The following is a 14,036-nucleotide window of genomic DNA, read 5'->3' as shown; positions in this document are numbered from 1 at the left end:
AAAGGTAGATTTGGATTGTGAAAATCCAAATCTACCTTTCTTTTTTAATGAAGTGACAGCGGAAAAATCTGAATAATAAAATTTCTCATTGAATATGAAGTATAAAATGCAATATACTATTAAAAAAGAAGGATTTCCTTCATTGAACAGAAAGGAGTAGTTATGGTCCAAAAGTCAATTGTAAGAATCATTAAAGAAAACTATTCTTCCTTATCGGCCGGTCAAAAAAAAGTGGCTGAGTTGATTCTTCAACATCAAGGTGAGGCAGCGTTACTGACGGCTTTTCAGATGGGGAGGAAAGTTGGTGTAAGTGAAACAACTGTGATCAGGTTAGGCTATGCGTTAGGCTTTAAAGGATATTCTGAAATGCAGGAAGTGGTGCGGAGGGATTGGTTGGAGAAGGAGCATGCTGATGAAAATGAATCATTTCCTTCATCCTCAACAGAAGATGATGCGGAGAGTGTTTTCAATAGGGTCATCGAGAAAGAAAAGTCCGTACTGGAACAGCTGATGAATCAATTAGACTTGAAAGAAATATGGAACATCATTGATCGCTTAATACAATCAGAGCGAATTTATATCGGTGGGTTTGGAAGTTCCTATGCTGCGGCTTATTGGATGCATTATACGTTAAAACAATACAGGGCAAATGTATTCATCTCCAGTCCAACAGGATTTGTTCCTGAAGATATATGTGATTTGGATCAGAATTCTACTGTCGTTACGTTTTCGTTTCCCCGGTTCCGCACAGAGTCCATTGAGCTTGCGGAGCAGGCAAAGAAACAGGGTTCCTACGTCATTGCAATCACGAACAGACAACTATCACCTCTCGGGCAGCTTTCTGACCTTACACTCACAACCGAAGAAGGGATGAATTCAGGACATCATTCGATCGCATCCGTCGTTAGTTTAGTTGAAATCATCTTAACCGGTCTTCAACATCGAGATCAAGACAATATAAGCATTCGTCAAAGAAAGCTGGAGCAATTATATACAAATCAGGGGTTATTTATTGAATAGAACCGAGGGGTGGAGAATATATGAACGGGGTATCACAAACGAATGAAAAGATAGAAGCGAAATCATTTACTGCCAGTGACATATGGAAATTCCTGATTCCATCATTAATTGGAATCCTATTATTTATTGTACCGATTACAACAGAAGATGGCATAACGATTCCCGTCGCTTATTTAGCTGGACAAATTAATCTGTATTTAGATGAAGCGATCCCAGGTATGACTGTACTGATTATGGCACTCTCTGTCATAGGGTCACTCGTAGCGATAACGATCAAACCAGCTTTTATTACAAAAAGTCGTTATTTGAGCACTCTTTTGATCATTAGTCCGTTTTGGCTTGTTGCACGTGTCCTTGGCACGGTGTTTGCGGTGATGACGATTTATCAAGTAGGACCTGCGATGGTTTTCTCAGAGAATACGGGTGGACTCTTAATCTATGATCTGATTCCTATTCTATTTTCAACTTTTTTTCTGGCTGGTTTACTGCTTCCGCTCCTTCTCAACTTTGGATTATTAGAGTTCTTTGGTGCATTATTGTTAAAAGTGATGAGACCAGTTTTCACTTTACCGGGCCGTTCTTCACTCGACTGCCTGGCATCATGGGTGGGAGACGGTACAATAGGCGTCCTTCTGACAACCAAACAATATGAGGAAGGGTATTACACAAAGCGTGAAGCGGCTGTCATTGCCACTACATTTTCGGTTGTTTCCATTACGTTTACGATTGTGGTCATTTCTTACTTGAACTTAGAGCAATATTTCCTTCACTATTACGCAACGATTATCTTTGCCGGGCTTGTAGCGGCACTGATCATGCCACGTATACCACCATTATCAAGAAAACCGAATACAGGATATGAAAGAACCGAGTTAAAGAACGAAACAGGGATTCCATCCGATTTCTCCGTTGTTAAATGGGGCTTTCATCAAGCAGTCACGAAGGCTAAAAAGAATAATGGACCTGTTTCTGTCGTGAAAGAAGGGGTTCAGAACGTATTGGATATGTGGCTTGGGGTCTTACCGATCGTTATGGCGATAGGGACAGTCGCATTAGTGATAGCAGAGTATACACCTTTCTTCACCTATCTGGGAAAACCTTTCGAACCAATCCTTACCATCATGCAGGTTCCTGAAGCAAGTGAAGCTGCCCAGACCATGGTAGTCGGGTTTGCCGATATGTTCCTTCCTGCTGTCATCGGTAGTGGAATTGAAAGTGAACTTACCCGGTTTGTCATTGCATGTGTATCTGTTACACAATTAATCTATATGTCTGAAATGGGTGGATTGCTTCTTGGGTCGAAGCTTCCTGTCAGTATCATAGATTTGATTTTGATCTTTTTAATCCGGACATGCATCACTCTACCTATTGTCGTAGTGATCGCCCATATGATTTTTTAATAGGAGGAAGAAACACAATGAACTTTGTAGATGAACATCATGATGAGATTCTAAAAACCTATCAGGAGCTTCATCAATTGGCAGAACCGAGCTGGATGGAAGAAAAGACATCCAGCTATTTAAAAACAAAACTTTCAGAGGCGGGATTTTCTGTTAAAACGTACGAAGGGCATTACGGATTTATTGCAGAATTAAAGGGTGAGCAGTCAGAGGTCATTGCTCTTCGTGCCGATATGGATGCATTGCTTCAAGAAGTGGATGGAGTGGTTAAACCGAATCATTCTTGTGGTCATGATGCCCATAGTACGATGGTTTTGTATACAGCTCTTGCTCTAGCGAAGAAACCCCTGAAGCATACAGTTCGCTTCATCTTTCAACCTGCTGAAGAAAAGGCAGCGGGGGCATTGAGAATGATAGAAGAGAATGTTCTGGAGAATGTTAAGTTTCTTGGGGGTATCCATCTTCGACCTGAAATAGAGGTCCCTTATGAAAAGGCCGCTCCCGTCATCGTTCACAGCTCTACTGCAACGCTAAAGGGAATCATTAAGGGAATACCTGCACATGCAGCAAGGCCTGAACAAGGGAATAATCCCCTGGAGGCAGCTTCTTTATTGATTCAAGCGATCAAGCAGATCAGGTTGAATGTCAACAATCATTATTCCATTAAGATCACGGAGCTTCACGGAGGCGAGTCATCAAACTCGATTCCTGAACATGCACATTTCACCTTCGATTTAAGAGCTGAATCGAATGACACCATGACAGCATTATTGGAAAAGGCAGAACAGGTGATTTCATGTATACAACAGGAGGCGGATACCGCCATCACCTATCAAGTGGAAGAATATCTACCAGCTGCTGTGAAGGATCCACGGGCAATGGAGCTTGCCCGTGACGCCATTCGGTCGGTTCTTGGAGAGGAGAATGTGGTATCAGAATGTATCTCTCCCGGAGCGGAAGACTTTCATTTTTATTCCATCAATCATCCTGAGTTATGTTCTACTATGATTGGGCTGGGATGTGGTCTTTCACCTGGATTGCATCATCCTTCCATGCGATTTAATCAAGAATCTCTGGTTTATGGAACAAAGATATTGATACAGATGTTAGTAGTAGCTGATCGGCAAGACTGGGAATGAGGAGGTAGAGATCGTGAAACATGAAGTGCAAGCATCATTGAAGATCCGGACACTGCACTCTGTAGAGGATCTAGAAGATGTCAGAAGATTAGAGTCACTTGTGTGGAGTTTTGAAGATTCTGTACCGGTTAATCAGAGTGTAGCCGTGGTGAAGAACGGCGGGTTCATTCTTGGAGCCTATTATCAGGAGAAGCTTATCGGCTTTCAATATAGTTTTCCAGGTTTTGATGGAAAAAAGGTGTATCTTGTTTCCCATAGTTTAGGGATCCATTCCGACTTCAGGAAATTCGGGATTGGAGAAATGCTGAAAAGAGCACAAAAAAATACGGCTGCTGAGATGGGGTATAATGTCATTACCTGGACGTATGATCCGTTGGAAACTGTGAACGGTAACCTGAACTTACATAAACTTGGAGCTGTTGTGCGTACGTATATCCCCAATATATATGGAGAAATGTCCGATCAATTGAATGCAGGAATAGCGACGGACCGGTTTCTTGTAGAGTGGCGGGTACGTCAATCGAAGAGTAATAGCGTGGCAGGAAATGACCTACATTTTGCTTCTGCTATTGACTTAAAAGAATGTGAGCTTGGTTGGCTTGTAGATAAGGTGAATTTATCCCTCACCCCTAATCACATTTCCGTTTCGGTTCCGGGCCATTTCCAGGAGATTAAAAGGGCTGACCTTTCACTCGCTATGGATTGGCGAAAAAAAACAAGAGACGTCTTTTCTCACTACTTAAATCATGGCTGGATCGTGACAGACCTCGTTAAAGATAAAGAACACCACGGGCAATACCTATACCTCATGGAGAAAGGTGATCATCATAATGGAAATCAAACGAATCATTCTTAGACAGATCAAGATGGATTTACTGAATCCTTTTACGACGAGTGTAGGGACAGAAACGGATAAAACGATTATTCTCGTTGAAGTGAAATCAGCATCAGGGATATCAGGATGGGGGGAGTCGGTCGCGATCACCCAGCCGATCTATAACGAAGAAACGGTGGAAACCAACTGGCATATGATGAGCGAACACTTGATTCCTCTTCTTCAGAGGGAAGCGGTCCAACACCCTGATGAGGTGTCCTGCAGATTTAAAAAAATCAGAGGCAATTATAATGCGAAAGCGGCCATCGAAGGTGCTGTTTGGGACCTATATGCAAAGGAAAACAACCTCCCGCTAGCAAAAGCACTAGGGGGAACGAAAGACAGAATCGAAGTAGGAGTAAGTGTAGGTATTCAGCAAACCGAGACCCTTATGTTAAAACAAATTGAAGATTATTTGAAAGAAGGTTATAAGCGGATCAAGGTGAAAATTCAACCTGGATGGGATATCGGGATCATCCGGTCGATTCGACAGGAATTTCCGAAGATTCCACTCATGGCAGATGCAAACTGTGCTTATTCCCTAAATGACATTGAAATCCTCAAAGCTCTGGATGATTTCGATCTGATGATGATTGAACAGCCGTTGGATCATGATGATATCATTGATCACGCTAAGCTGCAGTCTCAACTAAAAACGCCTATCTGTTTAGATGAGAGTATTCACAGCTTTGAGGATGCAAGAAAAGCCATTGAACTCGGAAGCTGTAAAATCATTAATTTGAAAATTGGACGTGTAGGAGGACTTACTGAATCAAGGAAAATCCATGATCTATGCGTAGAGCACGATATATCTATGTGGTGCGGGGGGATGCTTGAAGCAGGAATAGGAAGGGCTCACAACATTGCCATCACGTCATTAGGGAATTTCACCCTGCCTGGCGATACGGCACCATCTTCTCATTATTGGAAGCGGGATATCATTCAACCTGAGGTGGAAATGGAGAATGGATATATAGTTGTACCTGAAGCGCCCGGTATTGGATACGAACCGGACTTGGACCAGATCGAAGCGTTGACTATGTATAGTAAAGTTTTTCATTTTTAATGAGAACAGTCGAATTTCAAAACAGATACCAATAAACGAACACTTGTTCTTTAATGTATTATTAGGCAAGTTGGTGCGGAAATGGCCGTAAAATCGAGAAAAACAAAGATATTAAAAAGCGTTAACTTGAAAATATATCATAAACTACACGAAAAAAATTGAGCATGGGAAGCCCCATGCTCATAGAGAGTAATTAACCCCTTTATCAGATAAAACGATCAGTGGAATAGGGGTTTTCACTTAGAAATTGCGGTTGCATTTAGGACAATTACATTTATGGTGATGACTCTTCTTATGGCATCCACAATGGTGTTCATGCATTTTACATCCGCAATCACGGTGATGGTGATCTTTTTTATGACATTTACAGTCGTGTTTGTCCATTATTTTAAAACATTTCACTTCTTGTTCTTCGAATTCTCTTCTTCTTGGCTTATCGCAAACATCATAGTCATCATCGCATGAACAGTGGATGAACATCAAGTTGTCCCAAAAACGGCAACGATGAAAATCATCTCTTCTGCTTCTTTCACATTGATTAAAAAATGGGAACCACATACTAAATCCCCCTAACTTCTATAAAATTGTCAAGGTAGACCTCGACTTACTCTATACTATGCAACTTTGTCCACTGTGCTTGGGCAGGGGTCATAATTTCTATGTGTTTTAATCAGATTAGGTGAGAGAAGATGCTCATTTGTTTGATGATTAGATGAAAAAACTGAAATCAATATAGACGGGAATATATCGAGGAGGGAGAGGGGGGCATCACCAAACTCAAGTGTTCGGAAAAGGACATCACTACAGATCCTTTTTATATGGTCGGAATCAGAATGATTTATTTTGATAATGCACAACATCAACGAAGATGCTGTAAATGTAATAGTATGTCTTTTATTTTGTGTAACGGTTGGCATAACTGGAAGCGACGAAGGCATAGGGTTTAATTTTCGGCTCCACACCCATTGCTTCCATCCTTGTGACCATTTCCTTAACAAACTTGCTTGTTTTATTCTGTTTCCCAGCCCCAATATCAATATGTCCCTCCATTGAAAATGTAGCTCCTTCATAAAGATATGGAAGGATTATATCAATTAACTGATTTTTTCTTTCCTCAGTAAATAACGAAACAATTTCCTCGGATAAAGACAATTCGTAGGAAATCCGCTCATGCAATTGCAGCATTCTCCTGGGGATTAATACTTTTCTTATGCATGCCCACACGCCATTTCCTTCATTTAATATCACAATTCCTGTTATGAAGGTGGTATGTGATTGGTGAACTTGAGAGTCAGTCCCCACCATTAATCGATAGTTACCATTTGGCTCCAATCGCATGAACTTCACGATATGTTCAAAGACCTTGTCAAATGACATCCCAATTTCCTGTAAATTTTGAAATGAGAAGTAATCACCATTACATTTTTTCATCTTGTTAAATCACAGCTTTCTTAACCAATTTGTGAATGGAGAGATTAGATCTTATCCATATCCTATGATAAGAATTTATTATAGTGTGTGGAAAAAAATGCAGGCGGATTTGTTCTGGCCAAAGCCTTTGTCCTTTACAACAACACCCACATGAAACAAGAAGGGTTTGAGCAAGGAAGTCTCGAATTAAATAAGTGATAGCATAATTTTGATCTTTCTATAAAAGAATACAATTGCTGAATTAGAGGTCATCTTTCAGTAATTCAAGAAAAGGTTCTAAAATAGAAAAAAGGGGGAGGCTTTATGCCAAAAGGATTACTTCATCATATTGAAATATATGTATCTGATTTAAAAAGTTCAATTGATTTTTGGAGTTGGCTTCTTGAGGAACTAGGCTATAGTCTTTTCCAAGAATGGGAAAGTGGTCAAAGTTGGAGATTAGGATATACATATATTGTTTTTGTACAAACAGAAGAACGGTTTCTGGACGTTCCATATCATAGATGTCGAGTAGGTTTAAATCATTTAGCATTTCATGCAGAGTCACGAGAACACATTGATGATATGACTATGAAATTAAAAAATAAGGGAATAAACATTCTATATACAGACCAGCATCCATTTGCAGGTGGAGATGATTATTATGCTGTTTACTTTGAAGACCCTGACAGAATTAAAGTCGAACTTGTGGCACCATAATAATTCAAGCTTATAAGGAAAAGTGAGTTGCACAGAGTTTTATCGAGAATGGGAGGTAGATGACGAGCGACACAAAAGTCCTGACAAAATAGTCGTTGGTATTACTGTATTTTATAGTAACCAATCTGGACTATTGTGTCATTTTTTTTGACACAATAGTGGTTACAACCTTGTTAAATGACACAAAGGTATTAACAACATTGAAAAAGCCATTACAAACCCTTCTTCCGTTAAAGGGCCATTTAATGGGACAACTCTTTATTACAGAGAAGACACATACTACGCAGCAATAAGGGTAAGCTTAGAGGACTTCGTGAAGGATTTCACTAAACTAACGATCCGATGTTTTAATAAGAAATATTTAGAAGCTGCACCCTATAGTGAAAATTATTTAGAGGATACAAGGGTTTTAATCAAATATTAGTACCCTTTTATTTTAGTAACTTCACAGGAGAAACGGAATTGTTCAGAACAAGGGATGAAAGAAGGGCTTATTTCATCGTATCTATTGTATAATTATGTATATACAAATGTTGAAGGAGGTTTTAGAGTGTACAATCAGCAATTATATAATCGAATATTACTATTCATTGCCATTGCTGTTTTTTTAATCGTCTGGTTGATAAGAGGTGGCAATATAGACCCTAGTATTATCGCAAATATATTTACAGCAACTGGCATCACCCTATTCATCGATAAAATTATCTTTAAACAGTTCATTTGGAAGCTTCGTCCGGACTTATTTTATAAATGGTTAACAAACTGTCCGTATATAGGAGGACAATGGGAAGGAATCCTGCAGTCTAACTATATTTACCCGGAAACAGGAGAAAAAGGAGAACCTATCCCAGCGAAAATTGAAATTATTCATGATTTTGATGGGATTTCCTTAAGAATGGAAACTGTACAATCTTATAGCAACAGCTATATTAGCGGTATTATTGAAAATGAAGGAAAACAAAAGTTTCTGTGCTATCTGTATACGAATGATGCGGATACCGATAGGGTAAACAACCCCAAGCATGACGGTGCTGTTAAACTCAGAATCAAACACGATGGAGATTTGTTACTGGAAGGTCACTACTTTACTGGTAGAGAGACGACTGGAAAGATGGAGTTCAGAAGAACGACAAAAAAGAACTCCCATGTGTAGGGAGTTCTTTTAAAAGACAAATTCATACGCTGCTCGTACAAATTGATTAATTTCTCTATAATTATATTTGCTTCTAAACAGATACAAGAGTTCAGAAACCTCTCCCCATTCCTCGCAGGTGCCATAGGAATCTGTATTTTGAATCAGATATCTAAGACTTCCCCTCAAGTCCTCCGTATAGCTTCCTGTGTTAAGATATCGGTTTGGCACATTCCATACTAGGCACTCAATTAGAAATGAAGGAATGTTCTCTACATCAAAGCCATCGTCTTTCATTTTATATCTCAATCGCTTTATAATACGAACCATTCTTTTGTATTTTCGCCCTGTAGCTTTGTTTTTCTCCACGCCGTTAGCATAATGCTGTTCAGGGAAATTGATAACCTGATTGTTTCCATACCTTGTCCTGAACTCCGTCCCTTTAATGTAAGAACCATCCCTTCTATACCTTCTGTGCTCGAAACATGGGACCACATCCGCATCTACACGATAAGAATTGGAACGAATTTTAAGAGATTTATCACCTCGCGTCACACTGTTTTCTCCAAATGTTGCGATTAACGCTCTTTCTAGCGAATCACGGTATTCAGCGAAGGTATACTTTGATTCCAAGTTGCCAAAATCATTTCTGGTTGTACCTTCTGGATAATTTGGGTAGAATGTATCGGTTAATTTAACTGCAATGTCTACATCACTATTTAACCTTACATTTGTATTGTTATAATAAGAACCCTGTAGGATGAACTTTATTGTATAGCCAGATAATTCTTGTGAGCTTCCAATTGATTTTTTTATCATTCTTAATGCATTGTCACATTTTGTTTCTTCTGTATCACTAGCTGGTTTCGACCATTTTTCCAGTAAAGATTCCAAACTTATTCCTGTCCCTAGCATCCGTGTTTCCCCCAAACGTGTGTATTTGTATATATAATTATAGAACTATTCTCTAAAATGTTACAGCATTTTACAAATAAGGGGTTATAAAAAAGTTAACCGTCATTTAGAAAAGATCAGTAATTGAGTTGATTTCTTTATCATGCAAGTACTTTATTTTTGCTTTGGTCAAGACCTTAGATCAAACAATCCACATATAGCAAATGAATTTGCAAAAATATATTTAATATTTTAACTATTAATTACTTCAACGCAGCAAGAAGATTGAAGTATAATATTGATATCACTATTTGGAAGTTAAATAGAATTTTAAAAACTATTTCAATGTAATGTTTAGAGGTGTTATATTGGCCAATATTTTTGAAAACATAAGAAGTTTAAAAGTAGACATGAAGGAAAAAGGGTGGTGTATTGACTCATTTACATTTAAGTATAAACAGCAGAATTATATAGTTTTGGTAAAATTATATGAAGATGGTGAAGAAAGACCGCAATTCGGATTATTAAAAATTGAGTTTTTAGACAAAGAGGATTTTAACAAAAATTTGCTAGTTCATGCTAATTCTGCACAACTCTTGGTTGATGTTAAAACTTTAAGAGAATATTTTAATATTGAATATAGCAATAATCTAGGGAATATACTCGCACAATTCAGTCAACTTCTATCAAAACATATCCCTACTGAAGTTATTGAGGTTAAATCTCCCTCTGAACGAACAGCTATGGTGTATTCACTTAGTCAAAGTGATTCAGAGAATCCAAATAAACTCTATTGCTACAAAGTTAAAAGAAACCCTAAAAGAAAAGATAATTCTTTAGGAGAACGAAGTCCATTTAATGATAATAAAACTAGAATTCTGCGACCGGAGCTATATGATAAATTAAAGGCTGAGAAAAATATTAGTTTTTGTTATTCTAAAGACCCCGAAGATGAGAAAACAAATGAAGAGATTATTAATAATTGGTCAAAAAGCAATAGGTAATCAAATAAAGAAACAATAAATTTTATAATAAATACAATGTCATGCTGCATAGTACAAATATATAGTGCAATTATAGATGTTGGGCTTATCCTAAGCAGGATGAGTTTTTTTTGTGTTTAAAGTTTTTCTTGAGTAAGCTATTGGATTTTGAAATAATTGGTATTGAGTTGAAGGACAGGTTAATGGAAGATGAGGGTAGATAGAAACTGATATTCTTTATCCTTAAAAATACATCCATTTGATCAATTAAAGAAGAGAAAATGTATAGTGATTGCACAAATACATATTCTAAATTGTAATGTTCAATATTGGAGGTTACCCAATGAGGCAATTTAGAGTTTTCATTTGTCTTCTTCTACTAATGTCATTTGGATGCACTGTATTTGCATCAGAAAGAGGGACCATAATTGTTTATAAAGGTGAAAGCGAGAATTGGTCAATAATTTCAAACGTTAAAATTGTTGGAAATAATGTTGAATATAAATATACAGTAAAATACAAAGGGGAAAACATTGATTCCATCGGAAGAGTAACATATCGACTTGATTCAATTGCAGGTTCCTTAGGAGGTGCTTCTAAATTAGATGCTACTTCTAACAATTCGAGAGCTGGCAAAATAATTGGTCGTGGCGCTGGAGGCAATATTGATTTAGTAAGTAAAACCACTACTATTGTTGCCAAAGTAGAATGGAACAACAAACTAGAGAGTTTTGAGCTGAAAAAGCAATAAATATTGGTTGTGATGTCTTATTTTCTATCATTAATCTGGGGGCAATAACTAAAGATCGGCTAATGATCCGGTTATTACCCTTTTTTGTTATTAGGGGGATTAACAGAAAAAGTAACCCGAGGACAAAATGTAAAAGTCGCCAATTTAATTTGACGACTAAAAGGGATTATCTATAAGGATTGTCATAACTGTGATATGAATTTCCACCTTCAAGAGGTCTTTGAGTTTCTGCATCTATGATTGTATGCTTCCAATACTCTTTATTTTTGGTTTGTACAAATGAAGCGAGGAAATAAACTTGACGATCAGGATGTATAGAAGTTGCGAGCTCTTGTTTGGGTTGGCCGCTATAATTTCCTGTTTTCTTTTCAAATGTCAATAATGCATCAGGTATTTCTTTATAAGACATTTTCTTTCTAACACTATATGCCGCATCCTTATACTCCATATAATCCTTTTTGTTCATTTGTTGATAGAACGCATTTTCATTAGCAAACGATTTTTCATTGTTTGCAGGATATTCAAACTGTCTAGCCGAAGTTGGAATTGATAAAACATACAAACTTAAGGAAACCGCTAATAAAATTATAAACCTTTTCACTTTCTTCACCTCCAGTCTCTTCATATTTTGTCAATTAATTAGCTAATAATACATCTGATCTCACCAATTGTTATTTCTAGGTATCGCTTCCCTTCTTGATATTTCAGCCGAAAAATTAGTTTGGACTAACGAGCAGGTTAACGAAAAAAGTAAATAAAATAGACATTTCATAAATATTACCTTGTCTGAATAAGGATAAATCATAAGAGGAATGTAAAATATTTCAAAATTGAAGAATATTAAAACTTATAGTTATATTACACAATAGGAAGCTTATCTTGAGTATAAAATTTCCAGTGTGTAAGAGTATAAATAATTTTTAGTTGAATTCATTTATTTGTTGAAAGAATAGACTGCATATCATATGGGGGTTATGATTTGAAGAATAGGTCTTTCCTTGTAATACTTTCTATTTTAGTGTGTGTGATCGCATATTGTTTGATTTCCCAAAGAAACTTAACCATATTGAGCAATAATAAAGAACAACCTTTTGTTGCTGAAGAGGTATCACCAGGAAGTAAGAGTTCCTATAATCTTTCATTGAAGATGGATAAAGATGAAAAGATTAGTGTGGAAGCAAAAATTGATATTACTAATATATCTAAAGAAAAATGGGATAGGCTTGTTTTATATTTTATTCCGAATATATTCACAAAAGAGAATTCACCTTCGTTAGATCATCCGGCATCTGTAATTATCAAAGATATCAAGTTAAATGGAACAACTTCAAATTACTCCTTAGAAAAAGACACCCTAACCCTCCCCCTAAAATCATCACTATCCCAGAATCACAATATCAATGTTCAAATAAACTATGAGTTTACATTGCCATCAGAGGGATTAAGATTTACAAAAGTCGGAGAAAGCCTTCAACTGGCCCAATGGTATCCTATGGTACCAACATATCGCAACGGATGGAATAAACAAGAGTATCAATCAAGAGGTGAAACCTATCATACTCCCTTTAGTGATTTTCAATTGGATGTAGAAGTCCCACCTTCTTATACCATAGTTTCATCAAGTGAAGAAGATGACTTGCTTAATAACCAAGGGACAAAAATCAAAGTGAAAAATGAAAAAGAGATTTTCCTTGCTTTATTAAAAGATACCTTGGTTTTTGATAAGACAACGATTATAAATAATGTGAATGTACGTGTATTCAGTGATAAAGAAAGAGTTGATCAAGCAAATGAAGTACTAGAAACTGCGGTAAAAGCTCTGGACTATTTTCAAAAAGAATTCGGATCTTATACTGCTAAGGAGTTCGATGTAATACTTGGTGGGCTTGGGATGGAATATCCAAATGTAGTAACTGTGGGTTCTATTTACAACTCTAAACCACTAGACTCAGCCGCATTAAGACGTATGGTTGTTCACGAGGTAGCACATCAGTGGTTCTATGGGATGGTTAGCAATGATCCCTATAACGATGCTTGGCTAGATGAGGGTCTAGCAGAGATTGCCACGCTTTTGTTTTACGTTGATGATGAAGAGGAAGACGTTACTTTTGATTTTGGGGATCAATTTAGAGAAGAACTTAGTCTCCCCGTTAACCTTCCTATAAACCAATACCTAAACGGTAATCAAAGTTCTTATATTTATGGAAAAGCATCTTTGGGACTTGGAATGCTGTTTAAGAAGTATGGAGGAGAACAAACGGCTAAGAACTTCCTCAAAACATACGTTAAGGAGTACAAATTCAAAGAAATTAACACCAACGAGTTTGTAAGGTTTACTAAGCATTATTTTAACTTAGAGAATAATAAAGATTTTGAAGGATGGCTGGATTTGAATGAAGAATAAATTTTTTTGTTTGTTCCTTTTTTGAGTGTCACTGAACAAGTGGCACACTTTGCTCAATTAAAGGGCAGGTTAATCGAATAAGTTGATTAAAGAAGGTGCAACTCTTTTTGAATTGGACCTTCTTTATTTACCTCCAAATTCCATAAGGCTTTCCTGCCTCAACTTAATATAATTATTGGATTTTACTCCAAAGAATTAAGGTGAACCTTTTTAATAACTCACCCGTCTTTAGTATGCAGATTC

14 protein-coding genes are annotated in these 14,036 nt (G+C 37.2%); 11 read left to right on the top strand and 3 right to left on the bottom strand.

Going from position 1 to position 14,036, the window contains the following annotated elements; all coding sequences use genetic code 11:
• Window positions 1-162 precede the first annotated feature (162 nt).
• The 6 genes from ACCB35_RS11730 (at window position 163) to ACCB35_RS11705 (ending at window position 5,964) form a co-directional block, all read left to right on the top strand.
• Window positions 163-1,020, top strand: a complete 858-nt coding sequence (locus ACCB35_RS11730) for a MurR/RpiR family transcriptional regulator (protein WP_374053880.1) — start codon at window positions 163-165, stop codon at window positions 1,018-1,020.
• A gap of 20 nt (window positions 1,021-1,040) precedes the next feature.
• Entirely contained in the window at window positions 1,041-2,420 is a 1,380-nt protein-coding gene (locus ACCB35_RS11725) for a YjiH family protein (protein WP_374053879.1), read from the top strand.
• Between the two features lie 17 nt (window positions 2,421-2,437).
• Complete coding sequence (locus ACCB35_RS11720; RefSeq protein ID WP_374053878.1) at window positions 2,438-3,559, top strand: amidohydrolase; 1,122 nt, start codon at window positions 2,438-2,440, stop codon at window positions 3,557-3,559.
• A gap of 13 nt (window positions 3,560-3,572) precedes the next feature.
• Window positions 3,573-4,415: a GNAT family N-acetyltransferase gene (locus ACCB35_RS11715; RefSeq protein ID WP_374053877.1), complete on the top strand. Its 843-nt coding sequence runs from the start codon at window positions 3,573-3,575 to the stop codon at window positions 4,413-4,415.
• Window positions 4,390-5,499: an o-succinylbenzoate synthase gene (menC, locus tag ACCB35_RS11710; protein WP_374053876.1), complete on the top strand. Its 1,110-nt coding sequence runs from the start codon at window positions 4,390-4,392 to the stop codon at window positions 5,497-5,499. The genes ACCB35_RS11715 and menC overlap by 26 nt, the downstream gene beginning before the upstream one ends.
• A 294-nt stretch (window positions 5,500-5,793) precedes the next feature.
• Window positions 5,794-5,964 carry a hypothetical protein gene (locus tag ACCB35_RS11705; RefSeq protein WP_374053875.1) on the top strand — a complete coding sequence of 57 codons (171 nt, stop codon included), beginning with the start codon at window positions 5,794-5,796 and terminating at the stop codon, window positions 5,962-5,964.
• 429 nt (window positions 5,965-6,393) lie between these two features.
• On the opposite strand, the gene ACCB35_RS11700 is transcribed toward ACCB35_RS11705, so the two are convergent.
• Window positions 6,394-6,930: a ribonuclease H-like YkuK family protein gene (locus ACCB35_RS11700; protein WP_374053874.1), complete on the bottom strand. Its 537-nt coding sequence runs from the start codon at window positions 6,928-6,930 to the stop codon at window positions 6,394-6,396.
• A 303-nt stretch (window positions 6,931-7,233) separates the two neighbouring features.
• On the opposite strand from ACCB35_RS11700, the gene ACCB35_RS11695 reads away from it, so the two are divergent.
• Entirely contained in the window at window positions 7,234-7,629 is a 396-nt protein-coding gene (locus ACCB35_RS11695; protein ID WP_374053873.1) for a VOC family protein, read from the top strand.
• Between the two features lie 550 nt (window positions 7,630-8,179).
• Entirely contained in the window at window positions 8,180-8,782 is a 603-nt protein-coding gene (locus ACCB35_RS11690) for a hypothetical protein (RefSeq protein WP_034756480.1), read from the top strand.
• Between the two features lie 9 nt (window positions 8,783-8,791).
• On the opposite strand, the gene ACCB35_RS11685 is transcribed toward ACCB35_RS11690, so the two are convergent.
• A complete protein-coding gene (locus ACCB35_RS11685) occupies window positions 8,792-9,676 on the bottom strand; it encodes a nucleotidyltransferase (RefSeq protein WP_374053872.1) in 885 nt (294 codons plus the stop codon).
• Window positions 9,677-10,023: 347 nt separating this feature from the next.
• Between ACCB35_RS11685 and ACCB35_RS11680 the strand changes: the two genes are divergently transcribed.
• Together ACCB35_RS11680 and ACCB35_RS11675 are read left to right on the top strand one after the other, a co-directional pair.
• Entirely contained in the window at window positions 10,024-10,659 is a 636-nt protein-coding gene (locus ACCB35_RS11680) for a DUF6037 family protein (RefSeq protein ID WP_034756485.1), read from the top strand.
• Between the two features lie 322 nt (window positions 10,660-10,981).
• Window positions 10,982-11,389 (top strand): hypothetical protein, encoded by a 408-nt coding sequence (locus ACCB35_RS11675; RefSeq protein ID WP_034756487.1) that lies wholly within the window; start codon window positions 10,982-10,984, stop codon window positions 11,387-11,389.
• Between the two features lie 166 nt (window positions 11,390-11,555).
• On the opposite strand, the gene ACCB35_RS11670 is transcribed toward ACCB35_RS11675, so the two are convergent.
• Window positions 11,556-11,999 (bottom strand): hypothetical protein, encoded by a 444-nt coding sequence (locus ACCB35_RS11670; protein WP_374053871.1) that lies wholly within the window; start codon window positions 11,997-11,999, stop codon window positions 11,556-11,558.
• A 369-nt stretch (window positions 12,000-12,368) separates the two neighbouring features.
• On the opposite strand from ACCB35_RS11670, the gene ACCB35_RS11665 reads away from it, so the two are divergent.
• Window positions 12,369-13,793, top strand: a complete 1,425-nt coding sequence (locus tag ACCB35_RS11665) for a M1 family metallopeptidase (protein WP_374053870.1) — start codon at window positions 12,369-12,371, stop codon at window positions 13,791-13,793.
• Window positions 13,794-14,036: the final 243 nt, after the last annotated feature.

This window comes from Rossellomorea sp. FM04394 (genome assembly GCF_041889765.1).
Classification (GTDB): domain Bacteria; phylum Bacillota; class Bacilli; order Bacillales; family Bacillaceae_B; genus Rossellomorea; species Rossellomorea aquimaris_B.
Note: the sequence above shows the minus strand (reverse complement) of the source record. Positions and strands in the feature narration are given on the sequence as shown.